The organism is Chryseobacterium gambrini, assembly GCF_027920505.1.
Taxonomy (GTDB): domain Bacteria; phylum Bacteroidota; class Bacteroidia; order Flavobacteriales; family Weeksellaceae; genus Chryseobacterium; species Chryseobacterium gambrini.
In genome coordinates this window covers 3,263,670-3,277,258 of record NZ_CP115857.1, presented here as the reverse complement: position 1 = coordinate 3,277,258, position 13,589 = coordinate 3,263,670, and the positions used below count along the sequence as shown (strand labels likewise).

Sequence of the window (13,589 nt, the reverse complement as noted above, 5' to 3'; positions counted from 1 at the left end):
ATGGAGATGACATATTTAATTATAGGATTTATAGCCGGAGGAATTCTTGGTGCGGTTATTTTATATTTCGCCCAGAAATCTTCTACCGTTTCGAGGAATTCTTACGATGAACTCAATAATTTACACATTAAAAACAGTTCCGATTTAGAAAATTCCAATCAGAAAATTCAGGAATTAACACAAAATATCAGCAGGGAAAAAGAAATCAATGCACAGCAGAGCGACCTTCTTAATGACCTGAAAAATGAATTTGCCAAAATTTCTGCGGAACACGCTTCTTTAAACACTCAGTTTTCCGAACAGAAAGAATTTAATGCGAAACAGAATCTTCAGATCGAAAATCTTTTAACAGAAAAACAGACTTTGTTTGCAAAAAACTCCGAGCTTTCCGCGATTAACGAAAGCTTACAGAAATCTTTGCAGACGCAGAAAGAAGAGATCGCAAAAATTCAGGAAGAATCTAAATTGCAGTTCGAAAATTTAGCCAATAAAATCCTTGAAGAAAAGACAGAAAAATTCACCACCTTAAATCAAAACAACCTTAAAACCATCCTTGAACCATTTCAGGAAAGAATCGTGGAATTGAAAAACCGCGTGAACGAAGCCTACGAAAAGGAAAACAAAGAGCGTTTTTCTCTTGCCGAAAAAGTAAAAGAATTAGCAGAACTGAATCAGCAGATTTCTGAAGATGCGAAAAAACTGACGAGAGCTCTGAAAGGCGAAAGCAAAACGCAGGGAAACTGGGGAGAAATGATCCTCGAAAGCATTCTTGAAAAATCCGGACTGGTAAAAGGTAGAGAATATTTCCTTGAACATGAGCTTCGCGATGAAGACAATAAAGCATTGTTCTCAGAATTTTCCGGCAAAAAAATGCGCCCCGATGCCGTTATAAAATATCCCGACGAAAGAAATGTAATCATTGATTCTAAAGTTTCGCTCACGGCTTTTACAGAACTGGTAGACGAAACCGATCAGGATGTTTATCTGATGAAACTCAATCAGCATTTATCTTCCATTAAAAATCACATTACGCAACTTAGTCAAAAAGCATATGATGATTACGGAAAATCCCTTGATTTCGTGATGATGTTTATTCCGAGTGAACCGGCTTATATTGCAGCAATGCAGGCAGACCAGAATCTTTGGAATTTTGCCTACGAAAGAAGAGTTCTGCTTTTAAATCCAAGCAATCTGATTACTTCTTTAAAACTGATTGCCGATCTCTGGAAACGCGAATACCAGAACAGAAATTCTATGGAAATTGCGGAAAGAGGGGCAAAACTGTATGATAAATTCGTAGGTTTTATCGAAAATCTGGAAAAAGTAGGAAAAAATCTGGATCAGGCGAAAAATGTTTATAATGATGCTTACAAACAGCTTTCAACAGGAAATGACAATTTGGTGATCCAAACCCAAAAGCTGAAATCTTTGGGGATAAAAAATAAGAAAGACCTTCCGCAGAGTCTGGTAGAAAACTCTCAGACCGCACTGGAAAATTTAGAAGAATAAAATTTACAACCTCAGATCGGCTCTGAGGTTTTTTATTTAACTGTAAATTTTAACTAATTTTGCAGGATGTTAATAGAAAGCTTTCAGAACGAAAAAGTAAAATACGTCATCAAACTTCTTACTGATAATAGATTCCGTAAGAAATCGGATGTTTTTGTGGTGGAAGGACAGCAGGAAAATGACCGCGCCCAGAAATATCATTTTGAACCCGTGGAATTTTTTATCTGCGAAACTATTTTTCAGAAAGAACTTCCCAGAGGAAAAATTCATCTCGTTAGCGAAAAAGTGTACGAAAAAATCGCCTATCGCGGAACTTCGGAAGGAATTATCGGGATTTACAAAACAAAAGAAGCCGATCTATCTGCGTTTAAACCAAAGGAAGATTCTACGGTCATTATTGTAGAAGGTGTTGAAAAACCGGGAAATCTGGGGGCTATTTTGCGAAGTTGTGAAGCTTTCGGTATTGATGCATTAATTGTTTCAGACGGAAAAACCGATTTTTATAACCCGAATGTGATCCGCTCAAGTGTAGGCTGCTTATTCGGAATGGAAGTTTTTCAGGCAGAAAATCAGGAAACGTTTGAATTTCTTCAGAAAAATAATTTCAATATTTACACAACGATCATGGATGAAACTGCCGAAGATCTTTACAAAAGAGATTTTAAACAGAAATCTGCCGTTTTATTCGGGACAGAACATTCGGGATTAAGTAATTTCTGGATCGGGAAAGGAAAAAATACACTGATTCCGATGGCAGGAAGCATTGATTCTTTAAACCTGAGCAATGCTGTTGCGATTACGTGCTACGAAACACTGAAGCAGAAGAAGGGATAATTTGGCTGTTGGAGATTACTTGATTGTTTATCGTTGATCGTGATCAGATCAACTGACAATCATTACAATATAAGCATAAAAAAACCGTTCCACTGAGTGAAACGGTTCTTTTATTTTTGAGCTAGAATTATTTCTTAACTTCTTCTTTAGCAGCTTTAGCAGCATCTTTTACTTCAGCTTTAGCTTCTTTAGCAGCTCCTTCTACTTTAGCAGCAGCAGAATCAGCAACAACTTTTACTGAATCAGCAGTAGCAGTTACTGTAGAATCAGCAGCTTTAGCTGTAGAATCGATAGCTGTAGTAGCAGAATCAGCAGTAGCTTCAGTAGTATTAGCTTCAGTTTTTTTACAAGCAACTAGAGAGATTGCAGCGATAGCAGCTACGAATAATGACTTTTTCATAATAAATTAAATTTAATTTTGTTAATATTGTTTTATAAAATCTTTTTCTGTTCTGTTATTTGAACAAGACAAAGGTATAGCAGATAGAAAATTTGTTTAGGAAAAATAATTGTAATACCTTTGTAAAATAGTTTTACAAAAAAACATTACTGATAATCAATAATTTAATTATTTTAAAATAAATTGACGGACTTAGATCTATTACATTTTGAGCAACTAAAAAAGGATGTCCAGGCTCAATATCTGAAAGAATACACTCCTTCCTATGACGATATTTCGAAATGGAAGGGTATCGACATCATTTATTTTCAGGAAGATCTCAGAAAAAAGGCAAAAGGGAACATCAGCGAAAAATCTTTCTATACCTATTTTAAGAATTCGCCGGTTACCAAACTGCCAAGAATTGATATGCTGAATTTACTCAGTATTTATGCAGGTTACGACTCATGGTATGAATTCAAAAAACAGCATCTTTTTGCAGGTGAATTGCTGCAGGATGATGAAGATTTGAAAGACAATGAACTTAAAGAACTGGAAAAAACAGTTTCTGCATCACTCGATTTGCCAAAAGATGACGATTTACCTAAAAAACAGGAATTTAAAACCCCTGAAAACTCCGATTTACAAAAATCAATACTTGAAAATCAATTAATTAATAAAAATTCAGAGACTGAAAAAATTTCCTTAGCAGAAGCTGAAAAACCCAAGAAAAATTTCTTCAAAAAGAATGTTTGGGCAATTGTTACCACTATTTTAGTAATTCTTACAGGACTTTTAGGATTTAAAGATGCGATCTTTCAAAAAACTTATGTGTACTGTTTTACGGATGCCGACAGAAATTTAAGTATTCAGCGTGAAATAGAAATCAAAGTGATCAAGGAAAACGAATCTCCCATTCTTTACAGGATAAAACCAGGAGAATGTTTCAGATATGCCACAAAGGACAAAAATCTTAAAATGCAGATCAGTTCTCCGTTTTATGAATATCTGGAAGTGAACCGAAACTTAGAAAATGCCCCTGAAGAGGAAACCATCGAGCTGAAACCCGATGATTATAAGATGGCGCTTTATTATTTTTCAACAAAAGATGTAAAGGGAGAAAATTCGCAGGAACAGAATGATCTCATCACCCAAAAAAGAAGACAACTGGAAAACCGAATCAGCAATAACGCCGTGATCACTCAGGTTTACGACAGTGATATTTACGGACTTGAAACCTTGGATAAGGAAGATTACATCACTTTAGTCACCACACCTACAACATCACTTAAAAACCTTAATGTTATCGAGATGAAGACGGATAACAAAGGGAAAATCGTATCTATTAAATTTAAAATCTCAGCCAATGAAAACAATAAATAACTTTTTGTTTTTTATCATATTAATAGGATTCACCATGACTTCGTGCATTAAAAAAGAAGACAACGGAGGACAGAGTGATCTGGAAAAGCTAAGAAACACGAACAACAAAACGGTAAAAATGGACAGTACTCAGGCTATCAATTCCATTACTTCGCAAAAAGTACAGGATGTGCTGGATTTGTCTACGTTATATCTTTCCGGACAGAGAAATACGGAAATTGATACGGCAATTTACTCTAAAATAGAAAAGTATTTCCAGAAGTCTGATTCTACTACCTTTAAGGATCTTTTTAAAGAACTTGAAAGCCTGAATGTAAAAAAAGTACGCGTCAGCAATCTGAATGTTTTCCAGAAAATTAAGGAAAAAGACACGCTGAATTTTGCCAAATTCAATGTGGAATATTTTGGGGATAAAAATAAATCTTTGGGAAATTTTGAGCGAAATGCACAATACACTTTGGTATCAAAACCTTCTCAGAAAAGCAAGGAATTTAAATTTTACTTTGTGAAATTTTACTCTGATGCTCCTGAAAAAGACAGTACCGCATCGGGTGTCACCAAATAGTCGAGCGGAATATCATTTTCCCAGACATCATCGATATTTTCTTCGGGGTTAAAATAATTAACTCCGATTTTTTTTGTCTCTTCCGATACTTTTTCAAAAAAACCATCGTAGAAACCTTTTCCGTAACCTACTCTATTTCCTTGTCTGTCGCAGTATAAAAGAGGCGTAATTACAAAATCAAAATCCAGAATACCAGAATCTTCATCAGAAACAGGTTCGGAAATTCCCCAGTTATTCAACTCAAATTTAGAATCTGCAAAAATTTCTACCGAAAGCAGTCTTGTATCGACAATTTTAGGAACAAAAACACAAATCTTTCCGCTTAAAAAGTAGCTGACGAAAATCTGGGTATTTACTTCCCTAAACTTCTCAATCGGAATAAAAATATGGATTTTCTGGTTTTGAGAAGGTTTAAAATATTCAATGAAATTTTTAAAAATCTTTTCAGATAACAAGAAAGCCTCATCAATCGACAAGGCTTTTCTTTTTTGCATATATTTTTTTCTTAATTCTGCTTTTAACATATCGATTATGCGTTTTCAGAATCAAGGATTTTGTACAATTTATCAGACAGACGAACTCTGAAAGGCAGTTCGAAAGTAATCTGATCTCCTGCTTTTGCTGCATCGCTGAAAGCTCCGTTCACAAAAATCTGAGAGATCGTTATTTCCTGATCTCCTGTTGTGGGTCCGGAAATTAATACTTTATCTCCTACTGCAAGTTCATTGTTTTCAATTAAAAACTGAGCAATCTTAGATTTTGAATAATAATGTTCCGCCTTTCCGATCAAGGTCTTTTTAACTTTTATTTTCTGGCGTATATCTTTTGTTTCAGCTTTTGCTAAAGGCTTGTCCGGTAAATCTCCTGATTTTTTGAATTTCAAAGCTTCAGATTTTCCTTTTCTGAATACTTTATTTCCTACCTGAAGACCCTTTCTTTTAGCAACCTGCTCTTCCCAAGGCAAATGAATGGTTTCCTGACATTCTGTCGAACAGCAGTTTTCCATCGCCGCTTTACATTCATCACACTGGATAAACAATAAATGACACGCATCGTTCGCACAGTTCGTATGATTGTCACACGGTTTTCCGCACTGGTGGCATTGCGCAATAATGTCGTCGGTAATTCTTTCGCCTAATCTGTGGTCGAATACAAAGTTTTTACCGATAAACTTGCTTTCTATTCCTTCTTCTTTTATCTGACGGGTGTATTCGATAATTCCGCCTTCCAATTGAAATACATTTTTGAAACCCTGATGTTTGAAATAAGCACTTGCCTTTTCGCAGCGGATTCCTCCGGTACAGTACATCAAAAGATTTTTATCTTCTTTGAAATCCTGTAGCTGCTCGTTAATAATCGGCAGACTTTCTCTGAAGTTTTCCACATCCGGAGTAATTGCTCCTTCAAAATGCCCGACTTCACTTTCGTAGTGATTTCTGAAATCTACGACAATGGTGTTCGGATCTTCAAGCAAACTGTTAAATTCTTTTGCTCTTAAATGAACGCCTTTATTGGTAACATCAAAAGTCTCATCGTTCAGACCATCTGCTACGATTTTGTTTCTGACTTTGATGGTTAATTTTAAAAATGAATGATTGTCCTGCTCCACTGCTACATTCAGACGAATGCCTTTCATGAAATCGTATGCTTCAAGTGTCTCGCGAAATGCCTCAAAGTTGTCGGCAGGAACGCTCATCTGAGCATTAATTCCTTCATGCGCCACATAGATACGGCCAAGCGCATCCAGTGCATTCCAGGCTATAAATAAATCGTCGCGAAATTTTTTGGGATCTTCAATTTTGGCATACGCATAGAAAGATAGGGTAAGGCGCTCTTTTCCGGCCTCATCAATTAGTCGAGCTCTTTCTTCTGCGCTTAAGGTGTTGTACAGTTGCATGCTATAAACGTTTTAAGTGAGAAAATTTTTGCAAAGATAATTATTTTCAGATTAATGAAAAATATAAGATTTATCAGGTATACATTCAGATTGGTACTCTTTTGGCTTAATCATCATCAGTCTGATTTAACTTTATGACAATACAAACATCAATATGCCATAATGTCATTAAGATTTTTTTAAGGTTCGTTAATTGAGATTTTAAAATTTATGGGATAATGTATAAATTATTGCAATTGCTGTTAAATTTTAGTTAAAAATGAAACATTCCGTACCAATTGCATACCTATTTAGCATTAAATTTGTTTACAGTAAAATGAAAAAGTTAACATCAATAAATAACAAAGAAAGATATACAATGAAGAGTACTTTAAAAAAACTATTACCATTTGCAGTAGTGGGAGTAATTTCCGGTGCTACTACCGTTGGAGGATTACAATATCTTAATCACGATTCCAACAGCGCAGATCAATCATATTTTACAAAATCCTCTAATGTTTCCTTTGCTGGGATGAATTCTGCCGCAGTGGGAGACGATTTTGTAAAAGCTGCCAAAACGACAGTTCCGGCAGTGGTAACCATCAAAAATTATCAGTCTAGAACTTCAAGCAGGGCTTCGGAGCAGGATATGTTCGATTTCTTCTTCGGAGATCCGTTCGGAGGAAGAGGACAGCAGAGACAAAAGCAGCAGGTTCCGGATAATATGCCTTCAGGAATGGGATCGGGGGTAATTATTTCGCCGGACGGATACATCATTTCGAACAACCACGTTGTTGCAGGAGCCAATAAGTTAGAAGTGGTTTTAAGCAACAAAAAATCTTATATCGCCACTTTAGTAGGAACAGACCCGAATACAGATATTTCCCTTCTTAAAATTGAAGAAAAAGGATTGCCTTATTTAAATTTTGCAAATTCCGATAATATTGAAGTAGGACAATGGGTACTTGCCGTAGGAAATCCGCTTGGATTGAATTCTACCGTTACAGCGGGAATTGTTTCAGCAAAAGGCAGAGGAATCGGAATCTTAAGTTCACAAGGGAAAGCAGCTAATCCGATTGAAAGTTTTATTCAGACCGATGCAGCTATTAATCCGGGGAACTCCGGAGGAGCTTTGGTAAATACAAACGGAGATCTGATCGGGATTAACTCAGCGATTCAGTCTACAACAGGTTATTACCAAGGGTACGGATTTGCAGTTCCGGCAAACTTAGCGAGAAAGATTGTTGAAGACATCAAAAAATTCGGTATCGTACAGAGAGGATTCTTAGGAGTAACTTCTTTAGATCTTTCAGACGATCAGCTTGTTGCCGCTTACAATAAAGATAAAAAGACCAATTATAAATCCGGTTCGGGAGTTCTGGTAACAGGATTCGGAGAAAGCAGCGGTGCAGAAGATGCAGGATTAAAAGTGGGTGATATCATTACCCAGATTGATACAACGCCAATTACAGATTTTGCAGATCTTTCCATTGCCATCGGAAGCAAACGTCCGGGAGATAAAGTGACGGTAACTTACCAGAGAAACGGAAAACCTTCCACAACAACCGTTACGTTAAGAGATCAGAAAGGAGGAACTTCTACAAGAACCAAAGCGGATCTGAGCGTAACGGAAAAAATCGGAGCCGATTTCCAGAGTATTGATGACAAAACAAAAGCATACTATGGTCTTAACAGCGGAGTTATCGCCAAAAATGTAATTGAAGGCGGTGAAATGGCTAAAGCAGGAATCGTAGACGGATATATCATCACAGAGATCAACGGAAAACCAGTAAACTCACAGAAAGACGTAGAAAACATTCTGAATAAGTTCACCGGAACTGCCCAGATCAAATACATGGATGACTACGGAAGAGGGTATCAGAGAGGCTTTAAAATGCCTTAATAAAAGAGCTAAACTTCACTTCATATCAAAAAACCGGCTGCCTCAAATGAGGCAGCCGAGTTTTTTAGTTTAATATTCAGAAACATTTTATTTAATTGAAAAAGAAATCCTGCAACTGAAATCAGCAAACCATCCTTCCGGAAAGCTTCCTGCACCCCTGCAACAGCTTTTCAGGGAACCGGGAAAGGATGTTTCACCCCTGCAGCAAACTTTCCGGAAAGCGGGAAACCTTCCCACACCCTAGTAAGAAACTTTCCGGAAATTGATATAAAAACAAAAAACGCTGCAACCTGCAACGTTTTTATAACTATGATTTATTCATTTTTTCAGCGATTCTTCTTTTCTTCTTTCGTTCATAAATGACTTCTACAATCTTACCTCCGATCCACGAAAACGGGAAGAACGTAAGAAAAATAGAGATTTTATAGAAGGTAGGATGATAAGGAAAAACAATAACATCCAGCATGGCTATAAAAAGCATAATGAAACCGATAAGAATAGCATAAGCCACCTTAGCATATTTTACGATAATGGCAGTTGCCACCCCTCCCACTGTAGTTCCCAGTCCGGAAATAAACAGCAGGAAACCGAAAAACGCACCGTCATTCTGCTTGCTCTGAAGAAATCTCTGCCAATGCTCGAACGGAGCAAAAGCATCGAAATTTACCCATTGCGGAAATGCTCTTATCCCAAGAGTAATGATGAGTCCTGCAATCCCAAGACCTACGATAACCGCAATTGTATTTCTTATAAAATTCATTAATCCTGATGTGCGATCATAGAAATTTCGATATCCACATTTTTCGGCAGACAGGAAACCTGTACCGTTTCACGCGCAGGAAAGCTTTCCGCGTCCAGATAGGAAGCGTAAATATCATTCATTACCGCAAAATCATCCATGCTTTTAAGGAAAATGGTTGCTTTTACCACATTCTTAAAAGTCATTCCTGCTTCTGTAAGAATTGCTTCAAGGTTTTTCATTACCTGATGGGTTTCTTTTTCAATTCCTTCTACCAGTTTACCGGTTGCAGGATCTACAGGGATCTGTCCGGAAATATACAATATTCCGTTTGCCATATTGGCTTGTGAATATGGTCCGATCGCTGCAGGAGCATTTACGGTGTTGATTACTTTTTTCATGAAAATTTATTTTGGGTGCAAATATAAAATTTATATTCTATTTCTATAATCAAATATTAGAAAGGTGCATTTGGCTGTGTAAAACTTCTGTCTTTATACTTCAGCGCATCACTTAAGATATTGGCTTTGATCCCGATAAAGAAGTCATATACTTTATACTGCCCGAAAGGAACCCAGTTGAAATTAATGGTAAAACTTCGCTGATCTCTTGCAAAACCGATTCTGGTATATGCCAGTTTCTGCGTCACCATATCGTAGTGGGTACTTCCGTTGATGTTCCAGTAAGGCGTTAGCTTAAGACTTCCGTCCAGTCCCACAGAAGCCAGTCTCGTTGGCGTTCTGGAAGCTGAACTTTTTGTGTAGGCATAGTTTGCATTTACATTTAACGTCCATGCCTGATCGAAATGCGCGTAATTATCATCATCAAAATAATAATTTTCATTCCTTACCTCCCCTTTCGTTTTATACTTCTTGGCATAATCTGTTTTCTCTCCAAAAATTTCGCTGCTCAGAGGATAAGACATCTGAACGTTGAATCCCTGAACACTGAAGTAGCCGAACTCTTCTGTCCTTATTCCGGCATCCTGTCCCGGAAGATAGATAATTCTGTATGGGTCCAAAGATAAACTTGTATTCAGGCTGAGTTTATTATTAAAGAAAGAAGACTGTCCCGTAATCGTAATAATGGAAAAAGGATGATCTTTCGCTGCAAAATTATAATTTCCGGAAAGGTTAAGAGATTCAAAAATCTTTATTTTCTTCACTCCTGTAGAATCGCTTTTCGATTTTACCTTCATCTCTAAATTATTCCCGATGTTAAAACCTAAAGCTCCTACTAATCCCGTCGTCGGACTTCCGATAATTCCGCCTTCAAAAATAGAATACGGGGTTAAAGCTCCGTTCGCATCATAATAATTTTTAAAATATCCATATCCGGAACCTCCGAAATCCGGAGAATAGGTAAACCCGATACTTGGTGTCATCATGTGTCTGATGGCTTCAATCGCAGAACCTTTCTTAAAGTTTGCCTGTCCATACAAAGTGGTCTGAATACTTGCTGTTGTTGAAAACGTAGAATATCCTGAAATTCCTTTATTGGTTTCCGTAATTACTTTATTCTGAATAGGATCGTAGAATTTATTGATGGTTTTTGTGGTTAACGCATTATCAATATTTGCTCCCAAACTGAATGTGAAATATTTTGCTACGGTTGTATTGGTTCCCAGAGCAATGTTATTTTTCACTCCGGTCTGCAGTTTATCCCACATTGCCGCTTTAAACAGCTCGCCTTCGTTGGTCTGAACAAAGTTCGATAAGTTAATCCCTGTGTTTACCGTTAAATTTTCAAGCAGACCGGAACGCACTCCTGTTTTGGATTTGAATAAATAAAACTGGTTGATCGCCACGTTCATCTGCGGCAGACGAAGATCTGATAAACCGGTGGCAAAATTCTGAGAATAGGAAGCGGTTCCCGTAATCGTAACCGGAAGCTTCAAAAATCTTTTGGTAATCGTAACCGTAGAGTTTTGCTGGGTATTTAAAACATTCTGATTTAAAATATAATTATTGTTCAGCGTGTTGTTATAGAATTTTGTACTTACAATATCCACCGATGCAGAAAACGTAAGGAAAGGATTGGCTTTTGAATCCTGTGTATGTCTCCACGCAATTCTGTATGTTCCTGTTTTACCGTAATCGTCCAAACCTTTGATCCCGCGAACCATGGTTCCGATGTCCGCAGAAAAGTTTCCGGAATAGCGGTATTTTTTAATATAATTCATTTCAGGGCGCAGGTTCCAGCTTCCTTTGGTGTAAATATCCGAAAGGATTTTAAGGTCAAAATGTTCCCCGATCGGCTGATAATAACCTAAACCATTAAGGAAGAAACCGACATCCTGTCTTTCCCCGAAACTCGGGATCAGAATCCCCGCAGATCTTTTGCTTGAAAAAGGAAGAATAGCAAAAGGCATGATGAGCGGAGTGGGAACCTGCTCTATATACATCTGGATAGGCCCCGAAACAATGGAAGATTTATTCTTTGTTTTTACAAGCTTCAGGTATCTTGCTCTTAAAAAATAATCTGCCGCGGTATCTTTTTTCTTGATGTAATAATCGTCGGTGGTATAATCTGCCCGGCTCATCGCAAAGATACTGTCGTTGTACTTTTTGGTTTTGTTTGCTGTAATTACCCCTTCGTTTTCTTCGGTTCTGGCATTAAACGCAATTGCCTGTCTTGTTAAGGTATTATACTGAAATTCTGTGGTTTCGTATTTTTTCCCTGCCTGCGTTGTAATAACAGGCTCGATAATTCTTCCCAAAGAGTCCTGTTTTCCGCGTGCGTACATGAGATGTTTCTGCTCATCAATCGAAATATAGTCTGCATCAATCTGCATATCCTGGTATTTCACCTGCGCATTTTTGTTAAGATACACCATCTTTTTCTGGAAATCTCTTCTCTGGTAGTCTGCTTTTGTCTGCAGAACGGCATCCAGTGGTTCCTTTTTCAGAACAATGGTATCTTTTTTGGAAATAGTATCATTAACCGCATTTTCAGGCAATTTTTTGGACGTTTGCTGTGCTAAAAAATTGTTAAAAATTAGGATAATTAAAATTTGTAATATATTTTTGGAGACGGTTTTGACCAATTTTTTGTTATATTTATATGTATACAATTAAGGCTCAAAATTAATATAAATTTTAAAACTGTAAGATGCACAAAGTAAATTTTAAAATAATTTTATCATTTCTCTTCATCCTGTTTACCAACTTTATTTTTTCGCAAAAGAAATTTACCATTGTTTTGGACGCCGGACACGGAGGAAGTGATTACGGAGCTAACAGAACCTACACCGATATCGGAAGGATCTCCGAAAAGGATGTAACGCTTGCCATTACGCTTAAAGTGGGGGCAATGCTTGAAAAAAATAAAGATTTTAAGGTAATCTATACACGAAAGATCGACGAATATCCTTCTTTATCGGACAGAACCAATCTTGCGAACAGAAGCAAAGCGGATCTTTTTGTTTCCATCCACTGTAATTCTTCCAAAAGACCAACCGCGTACGGAACCGAAACTTATGTACAGGGACCGGATCAGAATGATACCAATCTGGAAGTGGCAAAAAGAGAAAATGATGTGATCTTTCTGGATGAAAAAGATAAGCAGACTTTCGGTTCTTATGATGCAAGCTCTCCGGAATCTTTAATTGCCCTGAAACTTCAGCAAAGCAAATATCTGGAATCCAGCCTTCTTCTGGGCGGATTGGTAGAAAATAATTTTGTGAATAAGGACAAAAGAAGTTCCCGCGGTGTGTTCCAGAAAAACCTGCACGTTCTGCGTATGAATGCAATGCCTTCCGTATTAATTGAAACCGGATTCATCAATCATCCCGAAGAAAGTCATTATCTGGCTTCTGAAAAAGGACAGGATGAAATTTCCGAAAGTATTTATCAGGCAATTATTGATTACAAAAAAGCGATCGACAGAAAATCGGGTGTTTCCGCAGTGGTGAAAAAACCTGAACCGGATAAACTGGCGGAAGTAGCGCTGAAAAATGATTTCCGAATCTTACTGTTGAGTTCTCCGGAAAAACACAACGACGGCGATCCTGCTTTAAAAGGGTTAAATTACATTCTGCCTATTAAAGAGAACGGACAGTACAAATATTATTACGGGGTTACCAACCTTGCTTCTGTAAGAGATATCAACATTAAAACGGCAAAAGACGCCGGATTCCGTAATGCATATGCGGTAGGATTCATGCCGAACCAGAAATTAAGCACCGGATACTATACCATTGAAGTCTATGTTGGCGAAAAACTGAATGGAAATTCTTTCATTCTTCAGACACTTAAAGATGTGGAAAGAAACAAAGAAAGCGGCGTTTTCTATTATACCTACGGAAAAGTGTATACTTTGGAGGATGCGGTGAAATTGCAGAAAGATCTTGAGGCTAAAGGAATTAAGAATACCGTAATTCAAAAAGTTTTCAAATAATAA

The 13,589-nt window shown here is 37.2% G+C and carries 12 protein-coding genes; 6 read left to right on the top strand and 6 right to left on the bottom strand.

From position 1 onward, the window contains the following. Together rmuC and PFY09_RS14965 are read left to right on the top strand one after the other, a co-directional pair. Nucleotides 1–1,509, top strand: a complete 1,509-nt coding sequence (rmuC, locus tag PFY09_RS14970; protein ID WP_394665599.1) for a DNA recombination protein RmuC — start codon at nucleotides 1–3, stop codon at nucleotides 1,507–1,509. A 66-nt stretch (nucleotides 1,510–1,575) separates the two neighbouring features. Continuing rightward, the gene (locus PFY09_RS14965) at nucleotides 1,576–2,343 is read left to right on the top strand and encodes a TrmH family RNA methyltransferase (protein WP_271160232.1); all 768 of its coding nucleotides are present in this window, start codon (nucleotides 1,576–1,578) and stop codon (nucleotides 2,341–2,343) included. 127 nt (nucleotides 2,344–2,470) lie between these two features. On the opposite strand, the gene PFY09_RS14960 is transcribed toward PFY09_RS14965, so the two are convergent. Then, nucleotides 2,471–2,743: a hypothetical protein gene (locus tag PFY09_RS14960; RefSeq protein WP_271160231.1), complete on the bottom strand. Its 273-nt coding sequence runs from the start codon at nucleotides 2,741–2,743 to the stop codon at nucleotides 2,471–2,473. A gap of 183 nt (nucleotides 2,744–2,926) precedes the next feature. Here PFY09_RS14960 and PFY09_RS14955 point away from each other — a divergent pair, with 183 nt between their 5' ends. Together PFY09_RS14955 and PFY09_RS14950 are read left to right on the top strand one after the other, a co-directional pair. After that, complete coding sequence (locus PFY09_RS14955) at nucleotides 2,927–4,105, top strand: hypothetical protein (RefSeq protein ID WP_256038249.1); 1,179 nt, start codon at nucleotides 2,927–2,929, stop codon at nucleotides 4,103–4,105. After that, nucleotides 4,089–4,670 carry a hypothetical protein gene (locus PFY09_RS14950; RefSeq protein ID WP_271160230.1) on the top strand — a complete coding sequence of 194 codons (582 nt, stop codon included), beginning with the start codon at nucleotides 4,089–4,091 and terminating at the stop codon, nucleotides 4,668–4,670. Before PFY09_RS14955 ends, PFY09_RS14950 begins: the two co-directional genes overlap by 17 nt. Here PFY09_RS14950 and PFY09_RS14945 read toward each other — a convergent pair. Both PFY09_RS14945 and trhO read right to left on the bottom strand, forming a co-directional pair. Beyond that, entirely contained in the window at nucleotides 4,619–5,194 is a 576-nt protein-coding gene (locus tag PFY09_RS14945) for a 5-formyltetrahydrofolate cyclo-ligase (RefSeq protein WP_271160229.1), read from the bottom strand. The genes PFY09_RS14950 and PFY09_RS14945 overlap by 52 nt on opposite strands. Nucleotides 5,195–5,199: 5 nt before the next feature. After that, a complete protein-coding gene (gene trhO / locus PFY09_RS14940) occupies nucleotides 5,200–6,567 on the bottom strand; it encodes an oxygen-dependent tRNA uridine(34) hydroxylase TrhO (protein ID WP_271160228.1) in 1,368 nt (455 codons plus the stop codon). 358 nt (nucleotides 6,568–6,925) lie between these two features. Between trhO and PFY09_RS14935 the strand changes: the two genes are divergently transcribed. Further along, nucleotides 6,926–8,449 carry a trypsin-like peptidase domain-containing protein gene (locus PFY09_RS14935; RefSeq protein ID WP_108409510.1) on the top strand — a complete coding sequence of 508 codons (1,524 nt, stop codon included), beginning with the start codon at nucleotides 6,926–6,928 and terminating at the stop codon, nucleotides 8,447–8,449. A gap of 307 nt (nucleotides 8,450–8,756) precedes the next feature. On the opposite strand, the gene PFY09_RS14930 is transcribed toward PFY09_RS14935, so the two are convergent. From PFY09_RS14930 to PFY09_RS14920, 3 genes are read right to left on the bottom strand one after another with little or no spacing between them, the layout of a single operon-like run. After that, nucleotides 8,757–9,209, bottom strand: coding sequence for a hypothetical protein (locus PFY09_RS14930; protein WP_108409502.1), 453 nt, complete (start codon nucleotides 9,207–9,209; stop codon nucleotides 8,757–8,759). After that, nucleotides 9,209–9,589, bottom strand: a complete 381-nt coding sequence (locus PFY09_RS14925) for a RidA family protein (RefSeq protein ID WP_076391804.1) — start codon at nucleotides 9,587–9,589, stop codon at nucleotides 9,209–9,211. The genes PFY09_RS14930 and PFY09_RS14925 overlap by 1 nt, the downstream gene beginning before the upstream one ends. A 56-nt stretch (nucleotides 9,590–9,645) precedes the next feature. Further along, nucleotides 9,646–12,234 carry a putative LPS assembly protein LptD gene (locus PFY09_RS14920; protein WP_271160227.1) on the bottom strand — a complete coding sequence of 863 codons (2,589 nt, stop codon included), beginning with the start codon at nucleotides 12,232–12,234 and terminating at the stop codon, nucleotides 9,646–9,648. Nucleotides 12,235–12,299: 65 nt separating this feature from the next. On the opposite strand from PFY09_RS14920, the gene PFY09_RS14915 reads away from it, so the two are divergent. Further along, nucleotides 12,300–13,586: an N-acetylmuramoyl-L-alanine amidase family protein gene (locus PFY09_RS14915; protein WP_165796587.1), complete on the top strand. Its 1,287-nt coding sequence runs from the start codon at nucleotides 12,300–12,302 to the stop codon at nucleotides 13,584–13,586. Nucleotides 13,587–13,589: the final 3 nt, after the last annotated feature.

Bases quoted from the DNA above. Each gene is read 5' to 3' on its own strand.
- rmuC (WP_394665599.1), top strand. From the start codon at position 1: ATGGAGATGACATATTTAATTATAGGATTTATAGCCGGAGGAATTCTT.
- PFY09_RS14965 (WP_271160232.1), top strand. From the start codon at position 1,576: ATGTTAATAGAAAGCTTTCAGAACGAAAAAGTAAAATACGTCATCAAA.
- PFY09_RS14960 (WP_271160231.1), bottom strand. From the start codon at position 2,743: ATGAAAAAGTCATTATTCGTAGCTGCTATCGCTGCAATCTCTCTAGTT.
- PFY09_RS14950 (WP_271160230.1), top strand. From the start codon at position 4,089: ATGAAAACAATAAATAACTTTTTGTTTTTTATCATATTAATAGGATTC.
- PFY09_RS14945 (WP_271160229.1), bottom strand. From the start codon at position 5,194: ATGTTAAAAGCAGAATTAAGAAAAAAATATATGCAAAAAAGAAAAGCC.
- trhO (WP_271160228.1), bottom strand. From the start codon at position 6,567: ATGCAACTGTACAACACCTTAAGCGCAGAAGAAAGAGCTCGACTAATT.
- PFY09_RS14935 (WP_108409510.1), top strand. From the start codon at position 6,926: ATGAAGAGTACTTTAAAAAAACTATTACCATTTGCAGTAGTGGGAGTA.
- PFY09_RS14930 (WP_108409502.1), bottom strand. From the start codon at position 9,209: ATGAATTTTATAAGAAATACAATTGCGGTTATCGTAGGTCTTGGGATT.
- PFY09_RS14925 (WP_076391804.1), bottom strand. From the start codon at position 9,589: ATGAAAAAAGTAATCAACACCGTAAATGCTCCTGCAGCGATCGGACCA.
- PFY09_RS14915 (WP_165796587.1), top strand. From the start codon at position 12,300: ATGCACAAAGTAAATTTTAAAATAATTTTATCATTTCTCTTCATCCTG.